This is a genomic window from Photobacterium angustum, from assembly GCF_002954615.1.
In the GTDB taxonomy this organism is placed as follows: domain Bacteria; phylum Pseudomonadota; class Gammaproteobacteria; order Enterobacterales; family Vibrionaceae; genus Photobacterium; species Photobacterium angustum_A.
This window is the reverse complement of the sequence record NZ_MSCJ01000001.1, coordinates 2,268,716-2,288,313: the sequence shown is the minus strand read 5'-3', so window position 1 is coordinate 2,288,313 and position 19,598 is coordinate 2,268,716. Positions and strand designations below refer to the sequence as shown.

Genomic DNA, 19,598 nt, shown 5'->3' with positions numbered 1-19,598 from the left:
TTTAGTATCCTACATATAACAACGCATTTACTTTCTTAGTAAAGCATCAAGTTGATCAATCACTTCACACCAGTCCGCATCTTGCTCTTGGCATTCCTTTATAAATCGGCGCTGTATAACAGAGAAAAAAGGTGCTTCAGCAATATTTTGATGTTGGGCTAGCTGATGTTGGATGATGAATGATTGTATAAACTCATCTGAATTATTAAGTCCTAATTGGCTGAATAAATGAGATAAATTGTGCTGAAATTGTTCCATCATCGTTTCCTCATAATCATGACCGAGATATTAAGCAAAGTATAGTGTATTCAAACTGTCTTTTTTACTATTCCTGTTGTGAGAGATCGCTTACAACAGCGTGAGAAAACAATCTTATAAGCATACTAAATGTCGTCACTTTTTTTTTATCTGATTGATTTTAATTGTTTTATTTATTGATATGTATTTTATCAAAAAAATTTTTATAAATTATTGATAGAGCTTTATTGTTTAAAAAAGCAAATCGCGTAATCTTATTGGTGTCGGAAGGAGCTGACGGAACGGAACAGGAATATACTACAGGATGTAGTGGTCTCAGGATGAGAGGTTGATAAACTAGGATGGCTTATCAAACAAGGACTGTGAAGGGAACACTCTAGGATAGAGTTCGGTAAGCAGGATGTTTACCAGTCAGGATGACAAAAGGAACACTTCAGGACGAAGTAAAGGACACCTCCAGGAAGGAGAAGAGAGTCATAACAGGATGTGGTGACGGGTTAGGATAACCAAAGGAACAACTTCAGGAAGAAGCGCAAGGACAATGCTGAAGGAATCGGCAGTCAAAGGAATGAGGCAGGGAGCACTATAGTAGCGGGAATGCTGCAAGTAAGACCTAAGGGCGTGGCGAAAGTCACGCCCTCTCTTTTTATTTAAAGAAAAATATCTTTGTTCCTTTTTCTTCTTTTTGTTGCGAAAGTTGTTTTTACAGCGTGACGCATATGTCGATTTATACGTAAAAAGATTAAATATAAAAGAATATTTCAGTTTTTATATCGTTAATCTCTTGCTCCTTTGTGCGAGATCTCTTACAAATGCGTGGGATATCTGTTGTTTAAGTAACATCAAATGTCTTTTAAATATCCTTAACTATATGATTATAAACCCTTTATTCCTATGTGTGTGTTTGGGTTTTTTTTCAATAGAAAATAAATGTATTTTGGTGTCTGTGTTTATTAAGGTGATTGGCGTAATATTAATAGTGTCGGAAGGAACTGACGGAACGGAACAGGAATATACTACAGGATGTAGTGGTCTCAGGATGAGAGATTGATAAGCTAGGATGGTTTATCAAACAAGGACTGTGAAGGGAACACTCTAGGATAGAGTTCGGTAAGCAGGATGTTTACCAGTCAGGATGACAAAAGGAACACTTCAGGACGAAGTAAAGGACACCTCCAGGAAGGAGAAGAGAGTCATAACAGGATGTGGTGACGGGTTAGGATAACCAAAGGAACAACTTCAGGAAGAAGCGCAAGGACAATGCTGAAGGAATCGGCAGTCAAAGGAATGAGGCAGGGAGCACTATAGTAGCGGGAATGCTGCAAGTAAGACCTAAGGGCGCGACGCAAGTCGCGCCCGCTCTTTTTTATGCCTTTCTAATTTTTCATATCTCTTTTTAATACTTCTTTTCATACGTTATGTAACATTCAACGTCTGTTTTTCCTCTGTTTTCTCTTTATTTTTCTGCGTTATAGCTTTTTATCTATTCACTTTGTAAGACATCTCTTACATCGCTGTGGGATTAATTCTTTTTTTTAATCGTAAAAATAGTAATTTTATAAAAATAGTTATTTAATATCAGTCATTTATTTTTACGCTTAGTGGTTTAATAAAAAGTCTTTATTTTTCATAACCTGTATATGTGTTGTTCATGATTACTAATCTAGTAATATCTACCTTGTCGAAAGGGAACGGCATTAGGAAACGGAACAGCTAAGGATTAGCTACCTCAGGATGAGGATAGATAGCGGAGCTATCTAACAAGGATTGTGCAGGGAAAACTACAGGATGTAGTGAGGTAAATAGGATATTTACTGGTCTGGATGACATGGAACACTTCAGGATGAAGTTTAGGGATAGCGCTCTAGGATGGAGTGAGTGGAACACTCTAGGATTGAGTAGGGATTAATCTTCATTGATGAAGTCAGGAACAGCTTTAGGATGAAGTAAAGGACACCTCCAGGACGGAAGAGAGAGTCAATATTGGAATATTGATGGGTCAAGGAACTACCGAAGAGCAACTCTAGGATAGAGTTTGGAGCTACATTGGGGATTTAAGTATATCAAGGATTGATGGCAGGGAGCACCATAGTAGCGGGAATGCTGCATGTAAAGCCATAGGGCGCAACGAAAGTTGCGCCCGTTCTTTTTTATCACTATAAAAAATTAATACTCTTCACCCTCAGGAAGACGATGAGGGGGAATATAAAAATGGCTTGCTCGAAGTCGCTTCATTTCTAAATAACCTTGATAGGCATCATGCCCGTCGGCAGAAAACTCAAAGACAAAGATAGTACGCCATCCCCATTCTCCACGATGATCTTTGATTTTATGTTTTCCTCTCGCAAAGCTCAGTAATTGCAGTCCCATATTTTTACAGCGCTGCTCTATAAAATATTGCGCTAGCTCTGTTTGTCGTCTTTGCTGCCAAAATAAAAAACCGATGATTGCGATAAGCAGTATTCCGAATAAATTATCCAAACTTTTATTCCTATTCTCTTATTGCCCACGAGCATGTTGCTGTAATTTCTCAATCGCGGCGACTAAAGCTGGTTCAGCTTGACCATGTAATACTTGAAGCATGGTGCCACGTAGTACAGGAAGCATGACTAAATCTGCAAATAATTGATTGAACAGTGCTTGATCGTTTGTCTCAGCAAGGCGTAATAAAAATCTTGCAGCGTTGTCTGTTGTTAATAGCCCCGACCAGCATCGACCAGCAATAGCGATTAACACTTCGCGGTGACACAATTCTGGTTGGGCTAAAATACTTTCAAGAGCAGGGTTTAAGACTTTGCTATCACTGCCAGATATTGCACGGATCAACGCTGAAACTAAAAATAGATCCGGATCTTGGCTATTGATTTCAGCACTTAAATGTTCACTGATACGAGTACTTAAAGGATCAGGTAATGTACAGTGCTCTAAGCAGCCAAGCAGGGCATAAAGTGGCGTCATAGGAAGGTTTGCAATTGCTTTACGAATAAAGGTAGCATTATTTTCTTGCTTCATTCGCGCACAAATATCGGCAATGCCTTGTAAACCAACACCTTGCCACTGTTGCCAATCTAATTTACCGGATAAATATTGCTGAGCATGTTCGTAATATTGGCTTGCTGGTAAATCCAATTGATGACGGATCTGGGCGTGAAAAATAGCCATCTTGTCATCGGTGGGTTTAAACGTGTAAGGATTAGCCGCTAGCTTTTCTTGTTCTTCTTCAGTCGGCTCGCTATTAAGTGTTGCGCCCATCGCTTCAATCACATATTTAATAAAATCACCAACAGCTGCTTGTTTTAATAAGCCACGCTCATCGAGTGGTAATCGAAGAAACCAGATCCACGGTGTATGTTGAGGTTGCCAAAAAGAAATAGCTAAATGCGCATGTTGCTGTAATGGCCATGGATAAGGCTGGCGATTTTCTTCGACAGCTTTAAATTGTGAAACATCAATTTCATTCACACGGCGGCCGAGATCAAAAATGTTGTATTGGCAGCCTGCATTATCAAGTAATTGGGTCAGGGTATGAAATTTATCCATGGTCATATCTGTGCTCCTAAGTCAGAAAGTCAGTATAACTTTTGCGGTGAGCCAAGCATACCTATTAACTAAAGGATTTATATTGGGTAGGCTAAAGGTTTCATAACCGCGATGCTAAGACGCTTGAATTACTTGGGGCATCTCGTTTCAAGTGCTATTCTGCGCGGCTTACTATCAGGGGGGAAGATGGATAAATATCATCATAGTCAACGTTTACTTGAAGAATTAGAGTTGGTACTACGTCAACATTCTCATTGGCAGTTAACGCCTCCTGATGAGCAGTTACTTACAAGCACTGAACCATTTGCAATTGATACATTAGATTGCCACCAATGGTTACAATGGATTTTTATTCCCAAATTCGGACAACTGATTGCTTTACAATTACCGTTACCAGCACAGTTTGAGATTAGTCCTTATATTGAAGAAGCAATGAAAGAAAAAGTAGGTGTTAACGATATTTTATCGGTCACACGTCAGCTAGATTTACTATTTAAACAACACTGAGTGAATGTAATGGAACTTGAAATTTTATATCGCGATGACTATTTGATTGCGGTTAACAAGCCTGCCGGTATGTTGGTTCACCGTTCATGGCTAGATAGTCATGAGACTGTTTTTGTGATGCAAACATTGCGAGATCAAATTGGCCAGCATGTCTTTCCATTACATCGTTTAGATCGCCCAACATCGGGTGTTTTGTTGTTTGGATTATCCAGTGAGATTGCATCACAAATGATGCCACTTTTTGCTGGGCGCGATATGCATAAAACGTATCATGCCGTGGTGCGTGGTTGGATAAAAGAAGCGGCAGTGCTCGATTATCCGTTGAAGGTTGAGCTTGATAAGATCGCTGATAAAAATGCATCAGAAGAGAAAGAAGCACAACCAGCTGTAACGGCTTACGAGCCATTAGCAACGGTTGAAACAGATATTGCGGTAGGGCGCTACTCAACCAGTCGCTATTGTTTAGTTGAAATGAAACCAGAAACTGGGCGGAAGCACCAGCTACGTCGACATATGCATCATTTAAGTCATCATATTATTGGTGATGTAAATCATGGTGATGGACGCCATAACCGTATGTTCCGTGAACATTATGATTGTCACCGTTTAATGCTGCATGCCTCAAGATTACAATTTGATCACCCGATCACAGGTGATTCTATTGATATTCGTGCAGATATTGATGAGACGTGGCGTAAAGTCATGACTGCGTTTAATTGGTCCCCCAATCTATTAGTACGAGACTAATTGAAGTTTAATTATATCTGATCATAGTGCTTGATTTTTAAGCTTATCATTGCCACATTGGTGATAGTTTATAGTGGCAATGGAGGGCATTATGGCTCGATTAGGTATTTTTATCGGATCTGTTTATGGTGGTGCGGAAGATCTGGCAGAAGCATTAGCAGAGAGTGCGACGTCGATTGAAACGCAGGTCTATTTTGACCCCACGCTAGATGATTTTCTTGATTACAAAGATGATAATGTACTGATCATTTCATCGACAACTGGACAGGGTGAGATCCCTGAAAACTTGTTACCGCTTTATGTTGCACTGCAAGATCAATTCCCTCTTTTACCTCAACAGCAATTTGGTGTGATAGCGTTAGGGGATTCAAGCTATGGTGAAGATCGCTTTTGTGGTGCTGGGCGTCAATTTGATGCGTTATTAGTGGAGTTAGGCGCTAAACCTGTACAAGATCGCCTTGATATTGATGCGGGTGTCCATTTTGAGCCGTTAGATGTAGCCCAAGGTTGGTTTAACACCTTTATTACACAGATATAAAAGAGAAAGCCTGCAATAATTGCAGGCTTTTTTTTATCCTAATACGTTATCGATTATGCGTGTTGATTGATTGTGCGTATTAGCGACGCTTCCAATACTTCTTGCTGTTCAACGCTAAGATTACAACCTTGATCATTAACCAGAATAAAGAAGTCCTCAGCGCGCTCACCAATCGTGGTGATTTTCGCTGCTTGCAAGCTAATATTGTGCTCGGCAAACACAGCTCCCACTTTAGCTAATAATCCTGGCATGTCTAACGCAACTAATTCCATCATCGTTTTCTTGCCCGTTTTGGTTGGCAGAAAACTGACTTTAGTTTTTACATTAAAATGTAATAGCTTACGTGGTGCTCGACGGATTTTTCGTTCAGATTTCATCACTGTTAATGCTTTGGTTAATGTGCGTCGGATGGTGATATGACGGTTTTCATTGATTGCTTTGCCGTTAGGATCTAACACCATAAAGGTATCAAGCGTGTAACCATCTTTGCTATTCATTATTTGAGCGTCATGGACACTTAAGTTCTTCTTATCTAGCTCTGAAACGACGATAGCAAAAAGCTTGGCTTTATCTTTGCTATACACGAATACTTCAGTACCGCCACGGGTTGCTTTTTTACTGAGTAAGATTAGCGGTTTGTCATGATCGTGCGTGAGTAAGGCTTCAGCATGCCACGCCAGTTGTTTGTGGGTATGGCGAAGAAAGTAATCAGCTTTAAAGCGTTGCCATAACACTTCAATCTCACGTGGCTGAAAACCTTTACTGCGTAACATGGCAGAAGCTAATTGTTGATTGTGACGAATACGGTCACGCACATCTGGCGTATTTTCTAAACCGCGACGTAATGCTTTTTGGGTTGAGTAGTAAAGCTCGGAGAGAAGAGTACGTTTCCAACTGTTCCATAAGTCTTGATTAGTAGCGCAGATATCTGCAACGGTTAAGCAGACTAAATAGTCCAGACGTTCTTCATCTCGTACTTCTTTAGCAAATTCAGTGACGACTTCGGGATCGTAAATATCGCGACGTTGTGCGGTTACTGACATGAGAAGGTGTTTTTTAACTAACCATGAAACAATGTTCGCTTCTGGTCGTGATAGCCCATGTTGGATACAAAATTCATAGGCATCGACAGCACCGAGTTCAGAGTGATCGCCTTTTCGACCTTTGGCGATATCATGAAAAATAGCCGCTAGAATTAATAATTCTTTCTTAACTATACGGGGATAGATCTCACAGCAAATAGGGTGACGTTGTTGATTTTCTGGATCGCTAAATTTATTCAGGTTTTTGATCACACGAATACTATGTTCATCGACGGTATAAACGTGGAATAAATCAAATTGCATTTGGCCAACAATGTGGCTCCATTGCGGTAGATAAGCGGATAACACGCCGTGACGATGCATTAAGCGAAATGCTTTTTGCAAGGCGTTGGGTTGTCGGACCAACTCCATGAACTTTTCACGAGCAGTTGGGATTTCGATTAGGAAGAGATTCAATCGCCGACGAGCTGTACGTAATTGGCGCAATGTGGGTGCTGCAATACCTTCAATCTCAGAGTTTTTTGCGACATGAAGGAACATATCTAAAATAGTTTCAGGGCGTGCTTGGAATAGAGCAGGCTTAGTGGCTTCAATTAAATGCCCCCGAATTTGAAAGTCCTCATCAAGTACGGTGGGCTCGGTATCTTTTTGTTGGGTAATAATCGCTTGTTCAAATAGTTGTAGTAGCATTTTATTGAGTTCGGCTACTCGACGAAGCGTGCGGTAGAACTCTTTCATCATCATTTCAACATGGCGATTACCTTCACCTTGATAACCTAAGTTGTTAGCCACTGATGCCTGATGATCAAAAGTAAGGCGATTATCATAACGACGAAGTTCTATATGTAATGCAAAGCGAATTCGCCACAACTCATTTTGACATTCAACCAGTTCACGATATTCAGCATCAGTTAAAAAACCATGGCGACTCATTTCAAATAAGCTGGTGGCGCCAAAGTGTCGGCGTGCAACCCAAGTTAAAGTATGAATATCTCGCAGTCCGCCAGGGCTTGATTTTATATCAGGTTCTAAATTGTAGGTGGTATCGTGATAACGAGCGTGACGTTTTTTTTGTTCTTCTAACTTGGCTTTATAAAACGTATGACTTGGCCAGAATGCGCCATCATTAATGGATTCAATAAGGTGATTATAGGTACCTTTATTACCACATAAATAACGGGCTTCGGTTAAGTTTGTTGCAACAGTTAGATCATCTTTGCCAACATCAACGCATTCAGCAACAGTACGGACACTTTGTCCTACTTCTAATCGTAGATCCCACAGTAGTGTAATAAACTCACTGACTTTTACGCCAATCTCATCGCTAATAGGTTGTTCACTTAAGATTAAAATATCGACATCCGAAAGGGGATGAAGCTCACCACGACCATAACCACCGACGGCAACAAAAGCTAAATCTGATTGCTGTGAAAATCCGTAAAAATGCCATAAACGTTGTAGCAGTTGATCTATATAGTTACTGCGAGCAGTAACTAGATCTGCAATAGGAACATGCTGAAAAAAACATTCTTTTTGTTGTTCTGCAAAGGTGGCTAATGCATTACGTAAATTATCGAGCGTGATGTCTTGATCAAGGTAACGATCAAGTTGAAGAGAAAGGGTATCCGTCATGGCAGTCCGTGCTATTGCTAAATCTTATCTTTACTATAACGACTACTAGTGAGGAACAACATGTATAGGGAGAAAAAAACCGACACAGAAGGTCGGTTTTTATGATCTTGTTAACGAAGTCGGTACGTTATGCGTTATGCATAACGCGTGGAAGTGTTTCTTCTGTACGAAGCGTTAAAATTTCACAACCATCTTTTGTCACTAGCAGGGTATGTTCCCATTGCGCGGATTTTTTACCATCGACTGTGTAAACTGTCCAACCGTCTTGGTCATCAGATTCACAACCGAACTTACCGGCGTTGATCATTGGCTCGATAGTGAAACACATGCCTTCTTTTAGTACGGTACGATCGTTATTTTTGTAGTGAACTACTTGTGGTTCTTCGTGGAATTCATTACCGATACCATGACCACAGTAATCTTTAACAATAGAGAAACGGCTATTACCAGATTTGATAAACTTCTGAATAGCTGTACCAATATCACCTACACGTGCACCTGGTTTTACTTTTTTAATGGCTAAGTAAAGGCTTTCTTGTGCCACACGACATAGACGCTTGTCTTCGAGTGATACTTCACCCACTTCAAACATTTTTGATGTATCGCCATGGTAACCATCTTTAATAACGGTTACGTCGATATTAATAATATCGCCATCCTTTAGTACTGCAGGCTTGATGTATTTACCATTTGCTTCTGGTACTTCTTCATCAGCTTGTGCTGGAATACCATGACATACTACGTGGTTAATTGAAGTACATACTGATTTTGGAAAACCATGGTAATTCAGTGGTGCTGGAATAGCTTGCTGATCTTTAGTTATGTAGTCATGACAAATACGGTCAAGCTCTTCGGTAGTTACACCAGCTTTAACGTGGGGCTCGATCATTTCTAGCACTTCAGCAGCCAAACGGCCCGCAACGCGCATTTTTTCAATTTCTTCAGCCGTTTTGATCTTAATGCTCATATAATCGTCTCTATTTGTATGTTTTGCTATAGCACTATATTACCAGTCGCTTAGGGCTAATGGAAAGATAAGATTCATTCTCATAACCAGATTTGACTAGATTTAGCGCCTAAATATATGGTATAAAGCGCGCCGTGATCGGTGATTTTGTTTCTTTCGATAACATATATTTTTGCGTAAGCACTAATATTAGGTACGAAGGTGCGACTTGATTGAGTCACACACACTTATTTTATTATTCACACATATCGACACATCTGCCGGGGTGCTCGGTTACCTAATAAGGTAACAATAGCTTTAATAGTTATTATCGGGTCGGTTTTAAGATGGGATATGTGGACGCCTAACCCCATAGAGGATTATTCAATGGCAACTGTATCAATGCGCGACATGCTTCAGGCTGGTGTACACTTTGGTCACCAAACTCGTTACTGGAACCCAAAAATGAAGCCATTCATTTTCGGCGCTCGTAACCGTGTACACATCATCAACCTAGAAAAAACTGTACCAATGTTCAATGCAGCACTAGCTGAAATTGAAAAAATTGCAGCTCGTAAAGGTAAAGTTCTTTTCGTTGGTACTAAGCGCGCAGCTAGCGAATCAATCAAAGAAGCAGCAATCAGCTGTGACCAGTACTACGTAAACAACCGTTGGTTGGGTGGTATGTTGACTAACTGGAAAACTGTTCGTCAATCAATCAAGCGTCTTAAAGATCTTGAAGCTCAATCTACTGATGGTACTTTCGACAAGCTAACCAAGAAAGAAGCGCTAATGCGTACTCGTGAAATGGAAAAGCTTGAGAAATCACTAGGTGGTATTAAGAACATGGGCGGCCTACCAGACGCAATGTTCGTAATCGGCGCTGACTGTGAGCACATCGCAATCAAAGAAGCTAACAACCTAGGTATCCCAGTATTTGCTGTTGTTGATACTAACTCTGATCCAGACGGCGTTGACTTCGTTATCCCAGGTAACGATGACGCAATCCGTGCGATCCAGCTTTACACTGGTGCTGTAGCTCAAACTGTTAAAGAAGCTCGTAACCAAGATATCGCTGTTCAAGCTGAAGAAGACGGTTTCGTAGCTGAAGCTTAATAAGTACTTGTTACTTACCGAGCCTCTTAAGTTACCTTGTGTAAACTAAGAATGGTTACCAGGGGCCGATAGGGCCCCTGATTTTTACTCGAAGAATTAAATCTGAGGATTATGACAATGGCAACAGTTACAGCTGCCCTAGTTAAAGAACTGCGCGAGCGTACTGGCGCAGGTATGATGGATTGTAAAAAAGCGCTTGTAGAAGCTAATGCTGATATCGAGCTAGCAATCGAAAACATGCGTAAGAGCGGTGCTGCAAAAGCTGCTAAGAAAGCAGGTAACGTAGCAGCTGAAGGTACTATCATCATCAAAGAAGCTGCTGGTAAAGCTGCTCTTGTTGAAGTTAACTGCCAAACTGACTTCGTAGCTAAAGACGGTAGCTTCCTAGCATTCGCTAACGCAGTTGCTGACGCAGCACTTGCGAACCATGCGTCTATTGAAGAGCTTCAAACACAATTTGAAGAAGCACGTATCGAGCTAGTTGCTAAAATTGGTGAGAACATCTCTATCCGTCGTGTAGATTACATCGAAGGCGAGAAAGTTTCTGCTTACACACACGGTGCTCGTATCGCTGTTGTTGTTGCTGGTAACGGCGATGAAGAAACACTTAAGCACATAGCTATGCACGTTGCTGCATCTAAGCCTGAATACGTTAACCCATCTGACGTACCAGCTGAAGTTGTTGCTAAAGAGCGTGAAGTTCAAGTTGAAATCGCAATGAACGAAGGCAAGCCACAAGCTATCGCTGAGAAGATGGTTGAAGGCCGCATGAAGAAGTTCACTGGCGAAGTTTCTCTAACTGGTCAAGCTTTCATCATGGAACCAAAGAAAACTGTTGGTGAAGTACTGAAAGAAACTGGTGCTACAGTAACTAACTTCATTCGTCTAGAAGTTGGTGAAGGTATCGAGAAAGCTCAAGAAATGAGCTTTGCAGAAGAAGTAGCAGCTGTTCAGAAGGGTTAATCCTTCTTTATAAGAATGCCAAAGACCGTAGCCAAGGCTGCGGTCTTTTTACAACTCCATATCTCAAGTTAGCCTGGAAGGTAAAACACATGACCACAAACCCAAAACCAACTTATCAACGAATTTTGCTTAAGCTAAGTGGTGAAGCACTACAAGGCGAAGAAGGTTTCGGCATTGACGCACAAGTTCTTGACCGTATGGCTCAAGAAATCAAAGAACTCGTTGAACTGGGTGTTCAAGTAGGCCTAGTTATTGGTGGTGGTAACTTATTCCGTGGTGCTGGCCTTGCAGAAGCAGGTATGAACCGAGTTGTGGGCGACCACATGGGTATGCTAGCAACTGTAATGAACGGCTTAGCAATGCGTGATTCTTTGCACCGTGCCTATGTGAACGCTCGAGTGATGTCTGCTATTCCTCTTAATGGTGTTTGTGATAACTACAACTGGGCTGATGCAATTAGCCAGTTACGCCAGGGCCGTGTAGTGATTTTCTCTGCAGGTACTGGTAACCCATTCTTTACCACTGATTCAGCAGCATGTTTACGTGGTATCGAAATTGAAGCTGATGTTGTACTAAAAGCGACCAAAGTGGATGGTGTTTACACAGATGATCCAGTTAAGAACCCAGATGCAGTACTTTGTGATAAGCTAAGCTACCAAGATGTACTTGAAAAAGAATTAAAGGTAATGGATTTAGCTGCCTTTACACTTGCTCGTGACCACAATATGCCAATTCGTGTCTTTAACATGAATAAACCAGGCGCACTACGTCGCGTAGTGATGGGTGAGCAAGAAGGTACGCTAATCACTAACGCTTAAGCAAAAGTGGGCAACTGATTACTTGAAAAAAGTACGATTACTTTTTTACTGTGACCGAATTATCAAGGGTATTTATTGTGATTAACGAAATCAAACAAGACGCGCAAACGCGCATGGAAAAAAGTGTTGATGCACTACGAAATCAACTAGTAAAAATCCGTACAGGTCGTGCTCACCCAAGCCTACTTGATACGATTCATGTTGAGTACTACGGCGCGAACACACCGTTAAACCAAGTGGCAAACGTTGTTGCTGAAGATGCGCGTACTCTTGCTATCACTGTATTTGACCGTGAACTAGCACCAAAAGTAGAAAAAGCGATCATGATGTCTGATTTGGGTTTAAACCCAATGTCTGCAGGTACTGTGATCCGTGTTCCTCTTCCACCGCTTACAGAAGAGCGTCGTCGCGATCTTGTTAAGATTGTACGTGCAGAAGCAGAGCAAGGCCGTGTTGCTGTTCGTAACATTCGTCGTGATGCAAATGCAACGGTTAAAGGTCTATTAAAAGACAAAGAAATTTCTGAAGATGATGATCGTCGCGCGCAAGACGAAATTCAGAAATTAACAGACGATGCTATTAAGAATATCGATGCAGTTCTTGAAGTAAAAGAAAAAGAGTTAATGGAAGTTTAAAACTTTATTCGTTAAGTTTTAAATAGCTAGAGGCGCTGTGCGTGCAGCACGGCGCTTTTTTTGAGGGATAGAGATGGCAGAGCATTCAATCGAGGCTGGGCTTTCGGCAGATTGTCTTCCTAACCACATAGCTGTGATTATGGATGGTAATGGTCGTTGGGCAAAAGCCAAAGGCAAAGCTCGGGTGTTTGGTCACAAGGCTGGCGTAGAAGCCGTGCGAAAAACAGTCTCTACTGCTAATCGTCTTGGTATAAAAGCATTAACACTATTTGCTTTTAGTAGTGAAAACTGGCGTCGTCCCGAGGCCGAGGTTTCACTATTGATGGAGCTCTTCATGACAGTATTGAGTCGTGAAGTAAAAAGATTACATAAGAATAATATTCAATTACGTATTATTGGTGATAAGCGCCGTTTTAGTCAGCGCTTACAAGATAAAATTTCAGCGGCAGAAGAATTAACCGCTGACAATACAGGCATGGTGTTGAACATTGCAGCAAATTACGGCGGGCAATGGGATATTTTAGAAGCGGCTAAAAAGCTAGCTCAGCATGCGATTGATAATGAGCTTGATCTCGCAACCGTAACGGAACAAGATTTAGAGTCAGGGCTCTCAACGTATGGGTTACCAGAGGTTGATCTCTTGATCCGTACGAGTGGTGAGTGCCGAATTAGTAACTTTATGCTATGGCAGACAGCTTATGCGGAGTTATTTTTCACAGAAGAACACTGGCCTGATTTTGATGAATCAAGTTTATTGAATGCCGTTGCTTGGTTCGTGACTCGTGAACGCCGTTTTGGCTGTACTGGCGAACAAATACAAGCATTGTTAAAATAAGAGTTATTATTTTTCGCCAATGCACAGCAATGTGTGTTGGCGTTATTATTTACAGTGAATATGGCCTTTGCCTATACAATAATTATATAGAGGACGCAGTTTGCTAAAGCAACGAATTATTACCGCATTAATCCTCGCACCACTTGTTATTGCGGGGATCTTTTTCTTACCATTTCCAGCCTTTGTGGTAGCCATTGCGGCAATAACATTAGTGGGCTTTTGGGAATGGACACAGTTTGTTAATACATCATCTCGCATCCGTGCAATGATTCTACCTGTGATTGCATTAGGTACTAGCCTAGTGTTATTACCAGTAGATACAGCGTCTCTTTCGGCGATGAGTAATGGGTTACATGGCGTGTTATTAGTCGGTGGAATATGGTGGCTAATCGCGTCTATATTAGCGATTACATACCCTAAAACTGATAAATTATGGTCATCGAACTCTTTTATTAAACAGATTTTTGGCTTGTTAACACTGCTCCCGTTTTTTTGGAGTATTTTAATGTTACGTGCTGTAGATTACAGCATCGATTCGTATCATGGTGCTAAACTTGTTCTATTGGTTTGTTTCTTAGTTTGGTCTGCAGATACTGGCGCATATTTTTCAGGTAAGCGTTTTGGTAAGCATAAAATGGCGCCATCCGTTAGCCCAAATAAAACGATTGAAGGTTTAGTGGGCGGGGTAATTTTAGCTGTTATTATTACTTGGCTAGGTGCAAAACTTCTTTCTATCCCGTTTGTCTCAATTTCAAGCTTGTTATCGATAGCTATTATTACTGTTGTCATTTCTGTGCTTGGTGATTTAGTTGAAAGTATGTTTAAACGTGCTTCTGGCGTTAAAGATAGCGGTAATATATTACCCGGACATGGTGGGATCTTAGATCGTATTGATAGCTTAACCGCAGCAATACCTGTTTTTGCATTACTTTATCTCTGGTTAATGTAAGCCACCTCTTTTCTAAGGCAGCCATTACGCTGCCTTTTTTGTAAATGTAAGTGAATTTATGCGTAAGTTAACGATCCTAGGAGCTACGGGCTCAATAGGTAGCAGTACTTTAAATGTCGTTGCTAAAAACCCTGAACTATTTGAAGTAGTAGCACTTGCTGCTGGTTCAAATGTTGAGAAAATGTTTGCGCTTTGCCTGCAATGGCAACCGAAATTTGTTGCGATGTTTGATACTCAAGCCGCAGCAGAATTGACGGCTTTATTAAAGCAGCAAGCAATTGCTACAACAGTGCTTAGTGGTGAGCAAGGTGTTTGTGAAGTCGCAGCACTTGATGATGTAGACACTGTTATGGCGGCGATTGTTGGCGCAGCGGGTTTATTACCAACAATGGCAGCAGTGAAAAAAGGCAAACGTATTTTACTTGCTAATAAAGAAGCGCTGGTGATGACAGGGCAAATGTTCATTGATGCCTGTGAGCAGTATGGTGCTGAATTATTACCGGTTGATAGTGAGCATAATGCAATTTTTCAATCATTGCCGACCAATATTCAGCAGCGTATGGGACGTTGTGATTTATCAGCATCGGGCGTGAGTAAAGTGTTATTGACGGGCTCTGGTGGTCCGTTTCGATACACAGATATTGCTGAGTTAGATGATGTGACACCAGCAATGGCGATTGCTCATCCTAATTGGTCAATGGGGCCTAAAATCTCTGTAGATTCAGCCACAATGATGAATAAAGGTCTAGAGTATATTGAAGCGCGTTGGTTATTTAATGCCAGCCGTGAGCAAATGGATGTCATTATTCACCCGCAGTCTGTTATTCACTCAATGGTGCAATATAAAGATGGTTCTGTTATTGCACAAATGGGATTGCCCGATATGTGTACGCCGATTGCTTGTGCAATGGCATACCCTGAGCGTGTCGATGCAGGTGTAGCTCCGCTTGATTTTAGTCAAATTGGTGAATTTACTTTTATGAAACCAGACTTTGATCGTTATCCATGTTTAAAACTTGCTATTGATGCGTGCTATCAAGGACAAGCAGCAACAACGACTTTGAATGCTGCTAATGAAATGGCTGTTGCGGCATTTTTAGCAGGTGAAATTTGCTTTACAGATATTGCTAAAGTGAACCAAAAAGTGCTAGAAATAGCCGTGCTTGTTGAACCTCACAATATTGCTGAGGTTATGGAAATAGATAAACAAGCTCGTCAACTTGCTTCAGATGTCATCACCAAGGAATTTGCATGATTGAATTTATCCGCAATTTAAGTGCTTTTTTAGTTGCTCTAGGAATATTAATTGCTGTCCATGAGTTTGGTCACTTTTGGGTTGCTCGCCGTTGTGGTGTATATGTTGAACGCTTTTCTATTGGCTTCGGTAAGGCTCTTTTCCGTCGTAAAGGAAAAGACGGTACAGAATATACATTGGCAATGATCCCATTGGGTGGCTATGTAAAAATGCTTGATGAGCGGGTAGAAGAAGTACCTGCAGAAAAGCGTCATATGGCGTTTAATAACAAAAAACTTTGGCAACGGAGTGCAATTGTTGCTGCAGGTCCTTTAGCAAACTTTATTTTTGCCATTTTTGCATATTGGGTTGTTTATCTTATAGGGGTCCCTGCGTTAAAGCCGTATATCGGTGAAGTGGCTCCACAATCTATTGCGGCGCAAGCAGGAATTACACCTGGAATGGAACTTAAATCTATTTCAGGAATCGAAACATCTGATTGGGAATCAGCCAATATGGCAATGGTTTCTCATATTGGTGATAAGAGCATGGTGATCACAGCGACAGAGCCTGACAGTAATGTCATCGTGACGCGCACTTTAGATCTATCTCATTGGTCTTATGATCCTGAGTCTCAGCAAGTACTAAAAACATTAGGTATTACGCCTTATCGACCTAAAATTACGCTAAATGTCGCGCAATTAGTTGATAATAGTGCTGCAGTAGATGCAGGATTTAAATTAAATGATAAGATTGTAGCAATTGATAAAAAGCCTGTAACTGAATGGCAGCAGTTTGTTGATGCGGTGCGCACGCACCCTGAGCAACCGCTTTCAGTTGAAGTGTTGCGAGATGATGAACCGGTGATGTTATCATTAGTTCCTCGTAGCAAGGTTGAGCCAAATGGTAACCAAGTTGGCTATGTAGGATTGGCGCCTGCGATTGAACCGTGGCCAGAATCCTATAAAGTAAACTTACAATTTGGCCCAATTGAAGCTGCGGTTAAAGCAACAGAAAAAACTAAGCAATTAGTGACATTGACTTTTGATATGGTCACTAAACTGTTTACAGGTGATGTTGCAATTAAAAACCTCAGTGGACCGATATCTATTGCAAAAGGTGCAGGAATGACCGCCGATTTTGGTCTGGTCTATTTTCTCGGATTTTTAGCACTGATAAGTGTCAATTTAGGTATAGTTAATTTGTTACCGCTTCCTGTACTGGATGGAGGACATTTAATGTTTTTCGCTATTGAAGCTGTAACCCGTCGTCCTGTATCAGAACGAATTCAGGATATTGGCTATAGAGTGGGATCAGCCGTTTTGGTTGCGTTAATGGCCGTTGCGCTATTCAATGATTTTACCCGTCTTTAATAATGCGTTTTTAGCAAGGAATAATCAGAACAGTAATGGCGATTAAAAAACTGTTGGTCGCATCGCTGCTTTTAACCAGTAGCGTTGCGCATAGTGCGGAAGATAAATTTGTAGTTGATAACATTCGTTTTGAAGGACTTCAGCGTGTCACGTTAGGTGCGGCATTGTTAAAAATGCCAGTCCGCGTTGGAGATACTGTTGATCAACAGGATATTTCAGAACTGATAAAATCACTTTACTCTTCTGGCAACTTTGAAAATATTAGAGTATATCGTGACGGTAATACGCTTCAGATCGATGTAACAGAGCGTCCTACTATTGCTGATATTACTTTTTCAGGTAACAAAGCGATCAAAGCTGAGCAGCTAAAAGAAAATTTAGAAGCATCAGGCTTGCGTGTGGGTGAAGCACTTGATCGTACAACGTTACGAAAAATTGAAAAAGGGCTAGAGGATTTCTATTACAGTGTTGGTAAATACAACGCAACGGTAGAAGCTGTTGTTACGCCTTTGCCTCGTAATCGTGCTGATATTAAATTTGTTTTCACTGAAGGTGTGTCTGCAAAAATTAAGCAGATTAACATTTTAGGTAACCATGTTTTCAGTGATGATGAATTACGCAGTAAGTTTACACTTAAGGACGATGTGCCTTGGTGGAACTTCATGGCGAATGAAAAATATCAAAAACAAGTATTGCAAGGCGATTTAGAAACGCTACGTTCTCAATATTTGAATAATGGTTATTTGAAGTATCGACTTGATGATACACAGGTGTCTATTTCTCCGGATAAAAAAGGTGTGTATATCACTCTTAAAATCCATGAAGGGCATCAGTATAAAGTTAAGAATGTACAGTTCCGTGGTGATGTTGCAGGTCGCGTTGCTGAATTCGATAAGCTGGTAACATTTAAGACTGGCTCTGTTTATAACGGTGCTGCTGTTACATCGCTAGAAGAAGCGGTTAAACGTAAGCTTGGTGAAGCAGGTTACGCTTACCCGAAAGTAACGACATACCCTGAGTTTGATGATAAGAGCAATGAAGTATCATTGGTTGTAAATGTTGAGCAAGGTAAACGTATTTACGTTCGTAATATCGAGTTCCGTGGTAATACCAATACTAAAGATGAAGTTTTACGCCGTGAAATGCGTCAAATGGAAGGTACTTGGTTAAACGCGAAGAAGATTGAAACAGGTAAAACACGTTTAAACCGTACTGGTTTCTTTGAAAATGTCGATGTACAAACGGTACGAGTACCTGGTTCTGATGATCAGGTTGATATTAAGTACAACGTGAAAGAAGCCAACTCTGGTAGTGTTAATTTTGGTGTTGGTTACGGTACTGAATCAGGTATTAGTTTCCAAGCCGGTTTAACTCAAGATAACTTCTTAGGTACCGGTAATCGTTTTGGTATCAATGCGATGACTAACGATTACTCGAAAAATATTAGCCTTGAGTACAACGATCCTTACTTCACGATTAATAATGTCAGCCTTGGTGGTAAGATCTATTATAACGAGTTTGAAGCATCTGATGCCAATATCTCGGATTACACCAACCAAAGCTACGGTACAAGCTTAACGTGGGGCTTCCCATTTAATGAGTTAAACTACTTTAACTTTAGTTTGGGTTACGATCACAATAAGATTTCGAATACTCAAGATTATTACCAAATTCAGCAGTTTAAAAAGATTCATGGCTTTGATCTCGATAGTGATAATGCGATCACTCTTGATGATTACAGCTGGACATTTGGCTGGACTCGTAACAACTTAAACCGAGGTTACTTCCCAACCTCTGGTAACCGCCAAGATTTCTCATTTAAGATGACAATTCCTGGTTCTGACTCACAGTACTTCAAAGCGCAGTACAACGTTCGTCAATACATACCGTTAACAGAGAGCCAAAACTTTAGTTTATTACTACGTGGTAAGTTGGGTTACGGTAATGGTTACGGTACAACGGATAATGGTAGCGATCAGCTAATGCCATTCTACGAAAACTTCTATGCCGGTGGCTTTAGTTCAATTCGTGGTTTCCGTTCAAATACTGTAGGTCCAAAAGCGGTATTTGTTGGTGGTTGTGGCGTTAATGGTCAAGGTAATAACAACTGTGCGACTGGTACTGATGATGCTGCTGGTGGTAATGCAATTGCGCTTGCAAGTATGGAGCTAATTGTCCCAACACCATTTGTCTCTGATGAGTTGAAAAACCAAATTCGTACGAGCTTCTTTGTTGATGCTGGTTCTGTTTGGGATACCGAATATAACCTGAATTATAAGAGCAGCAACGGTCAAAAACTGGCAGATTACTCTGATCCAGGTATGATCCGCGCTTCTGCAGGTGCAGCTTTACAGTGGATGTCGCCAATGGGTCCACTTGTATTCTCGGTTGCTAAGCCAATCAAGAAATATGAAGGGGATGATGAGGAATTCTTCACATTCACTATTGGCCAGACATTCTAATT

Annotated in this window: 17 protein-coding genes; 12 read left to right on the top strand and 5 right to left on the bottom strand. The window is 40.9% G+C overall.

Annotation, left to right across the window (positions count from 1 at the left end; all coding sequences use genetic code 11):
• Positions 1-27 precede the first annotated feature (27 nt).
• From BTO08_RS10130 to BTO08_RS10110, 3 genes are all read right to left on the bottom strand, one after another.
• The gene (locus tag BTO08_RS10130) at positions 28-258 is read right to left on the bottom strand and encodes a DUF2789 domain-containing protein (RefSeq protein WP_005371635.1); all 231 of its coding nucleotides are present in this window, start codon (positions 256-258) and stop codon (positions 28-30) included.
• A gap of 2,166 nt (positions 259-2,424) precedes the next feature.
• Positions 2,425-2,739, bottom strand: coding sequence for a DUF3301 domain-containing protein (locus BTO08_RS10115; protein WP_105060870.1), 315 nt, complete (start codon positions 2,737-2,739; stop codon positions 2,425-2,427).
• Between the two features lie 18 nt (positions 2,740-2,757).
• On the bottom strand, positions 2,758-3,798 hold the full coding sequence (locus BTO08_RS10110; protein ID WP_198038459.1) for a DUF3549 family protein: 1,041 nt from the start codon (positions 3,796-3,798) through the stop codon (positions 2,758-2,760).
• Positions 3,799-3,984: 186 nt separating this feature from the next.
• Here BTO08_RS10110 and BTO08_RS10105 point away from each other — a divergent pair, with 186 nt between their 5' ends.
• The 3 genes from BTO08_RS10105 to BTO08_RS10095 all read left to right on the top strand — a co-directional run bounded on the left by BTO08_RS10105 (position 3,985) and on the right by BTO08_RS10095 (position 5,590).
• Positions 3,985-4,305, top strand: coding sequence for a YqcC family protein (locus BTO08_RS10105; protein ID WP_105060868.1), 321 nt, complete (start codon positions 3,985-3,987; stop codon positions 4,303-4,305).
• Positions 4,306-4,314: 9 nt separating this feature from the next.
• Positions 4,315-5,052: a tRNA pseudouridine(65) synthase TruC gene (gene truC, locus BTO08_RS10100; protein WP_105060867.1), complete on the top strand. Its 738-nt coding sequence runs from the start codon at positions 4,315-4,317 to the stop codon at positions 5,050-5,052.
• Between the two features lie 91 nt (positions 5,053-5,143).
• Positions 5,144-5,590 carry a flavodoxin gene (locus BTO08_RS10095; RefSeq protein WP_105060866.1) on the top strand — a complete coding sequence of 149 codons (447 nt, stop codon included), beginning with the start codon at positions 5,144-5,146 and terminating at the stop codon, positions 5,588-5,590.
• 53 nt (positions 5,591-5,643) lie between these two features.
• On the opposite strand, the gene glnD is transcribed toward BTO08_RS10095, so the two are convergent.
• Positions 5,644-8,265, bottom strand: coding sequence for a bifunctional uridylyltransferase/uridylyl-removing protein GlnD (gene glnD / locus BTO08_RS10090; RefSeq protein WP_105060865.1), 2,622 nt, complete (start codon positions 8,263-8,265; stop codon positions 5,644-5,646).
• Between the two features lie 127 nt (positions 8,266-8,392).
• Positions 8,393-9,232 (bottom strand): type I methionyl aminopeptidase, encoded by an 840-nt coding sequence (map, locus tag BTO08_RS10085; RefSeq protein WP_105060864.1) that lies wholly within the window; start codon positions 9,230-9,232, stop codon positions 8,393-8,395.
• A gap of 366 nt (positions 9,233-9,598) precedes the next feature.
• Here map and rpsB point away from each other — a divergent pair, with 366 nt between their 5' ends.
• The 9 genes from rpsB to bamA all read left to right on the top strand — a co-directional run bounded on the left by rpsB (position 9,599) and on the right by bamA (position 19,596).
• Positions 9,599-10,327, top strand: a complete 729-nt coding sequence (gene rpsB, locus BTO08_RS10080; RefSeq protein ID WP_005371655.1) for a 30S ribosomal protein S2 — start codon at positions 9,599-9,601, stop codon at positions 10,325-10,327.
• 117 nt (positions 10,328-10,444) lie between these two features.
• On the top strand, positions 10,445-11,290 hold the full coding sequence (tsf, locus tag BTO08_RS10075) for a translation elongation factor Ts (protein WP_105060863.1): 846 nt from the start codon (positions 10,445-10,447) through the stop codon (positions 11,288-11,290).
• An 89-nt stretch (positions 11,291-11,379) separates the two neighbouring features.
• Entirely contained in the window at positions 11,380-12,108 is a 729-nt protein-coding gene (gene pyrH / locus BTO08_RS10070; RefSeq protein WP_004998455.1) for a UMP kinase, read from the top strand.
• 77 nt (positions 12,109-12,185) lie between these two features.
• The gene (gene frr, locus BTO08_RS10065) at positions 12,186-12,743 is read left to right on the top strand and encodes a ribosome recycling factor (protein WP_005371660.1); all 558 of its coding nucleotides are present in this window, start codon (positions 12,186-12,188) and stop codon (positions 12,741-12,743) included.
• 73 nt (positions 12,744-12,816) lie between these two features.
• Positions 12,817-13,578, top strand: coding sequence for an isoprenyl transferase (locus BTO08_RS10060; protein WP_105060862.1), 762 nt, complete (start codon positions 12,817-12,819; stop codon positions 13,576-13,578).
• A 100-nt stretch (positions 13,579-13,678) separates the two neighbouring features.
• Positions 13,679-14,527, top strand: a complete 849-nt coding sequence (locus BTO08_RS10055; protein ID WP_105060861.1) for a phosphatidate cytidylyltransferase — start codon at positions 13,679-13,681, stop codon at positions 14,525-14,527.
• A gap of 58 nt (positions 14,528-14,585) precedes the next feature.
• Positions 14,586-15,782 (top strand): 1-deoxy-D-xylulose-5-phosphate reductoisomerase, encoded by a 1,197-nt coding sequence (gene ispC / locus BTO08_RS10050; protein WP_105060860.1) that lies wholly within the window; start codon positions 14,586-14,588, stop codon positions 15,780-15,782.
• Positions 15,779-17,134, top strand: coding sequence for a sigma E protease regulator RseP (gene rseP / locus BTO08_RS10045; RefSeq protein ID WP_105060859.1), 1,356 nt, complete (start codon positions 15,779-15,781; stop codon positions 17,132-17,134). The genes ispC and rseP overlap by 4 nt, the downstream gene beginning before the upstream one ends.
• Positions 17,135-17,169: 35 nt before the next feature.
• Complete coding sequence (gene bamA / locus BTO08_RS10040; protein WP_105060858.1) at positions 17,170-19,596, top strand: outer membrane protein assembly factor BamA; 2,427 nt, start codon at positions 17,170-17,172, stop codon at positions 19,594-19,596.
• Positions 19,597-19,598 lie beyond the last annotated feature (2 nt).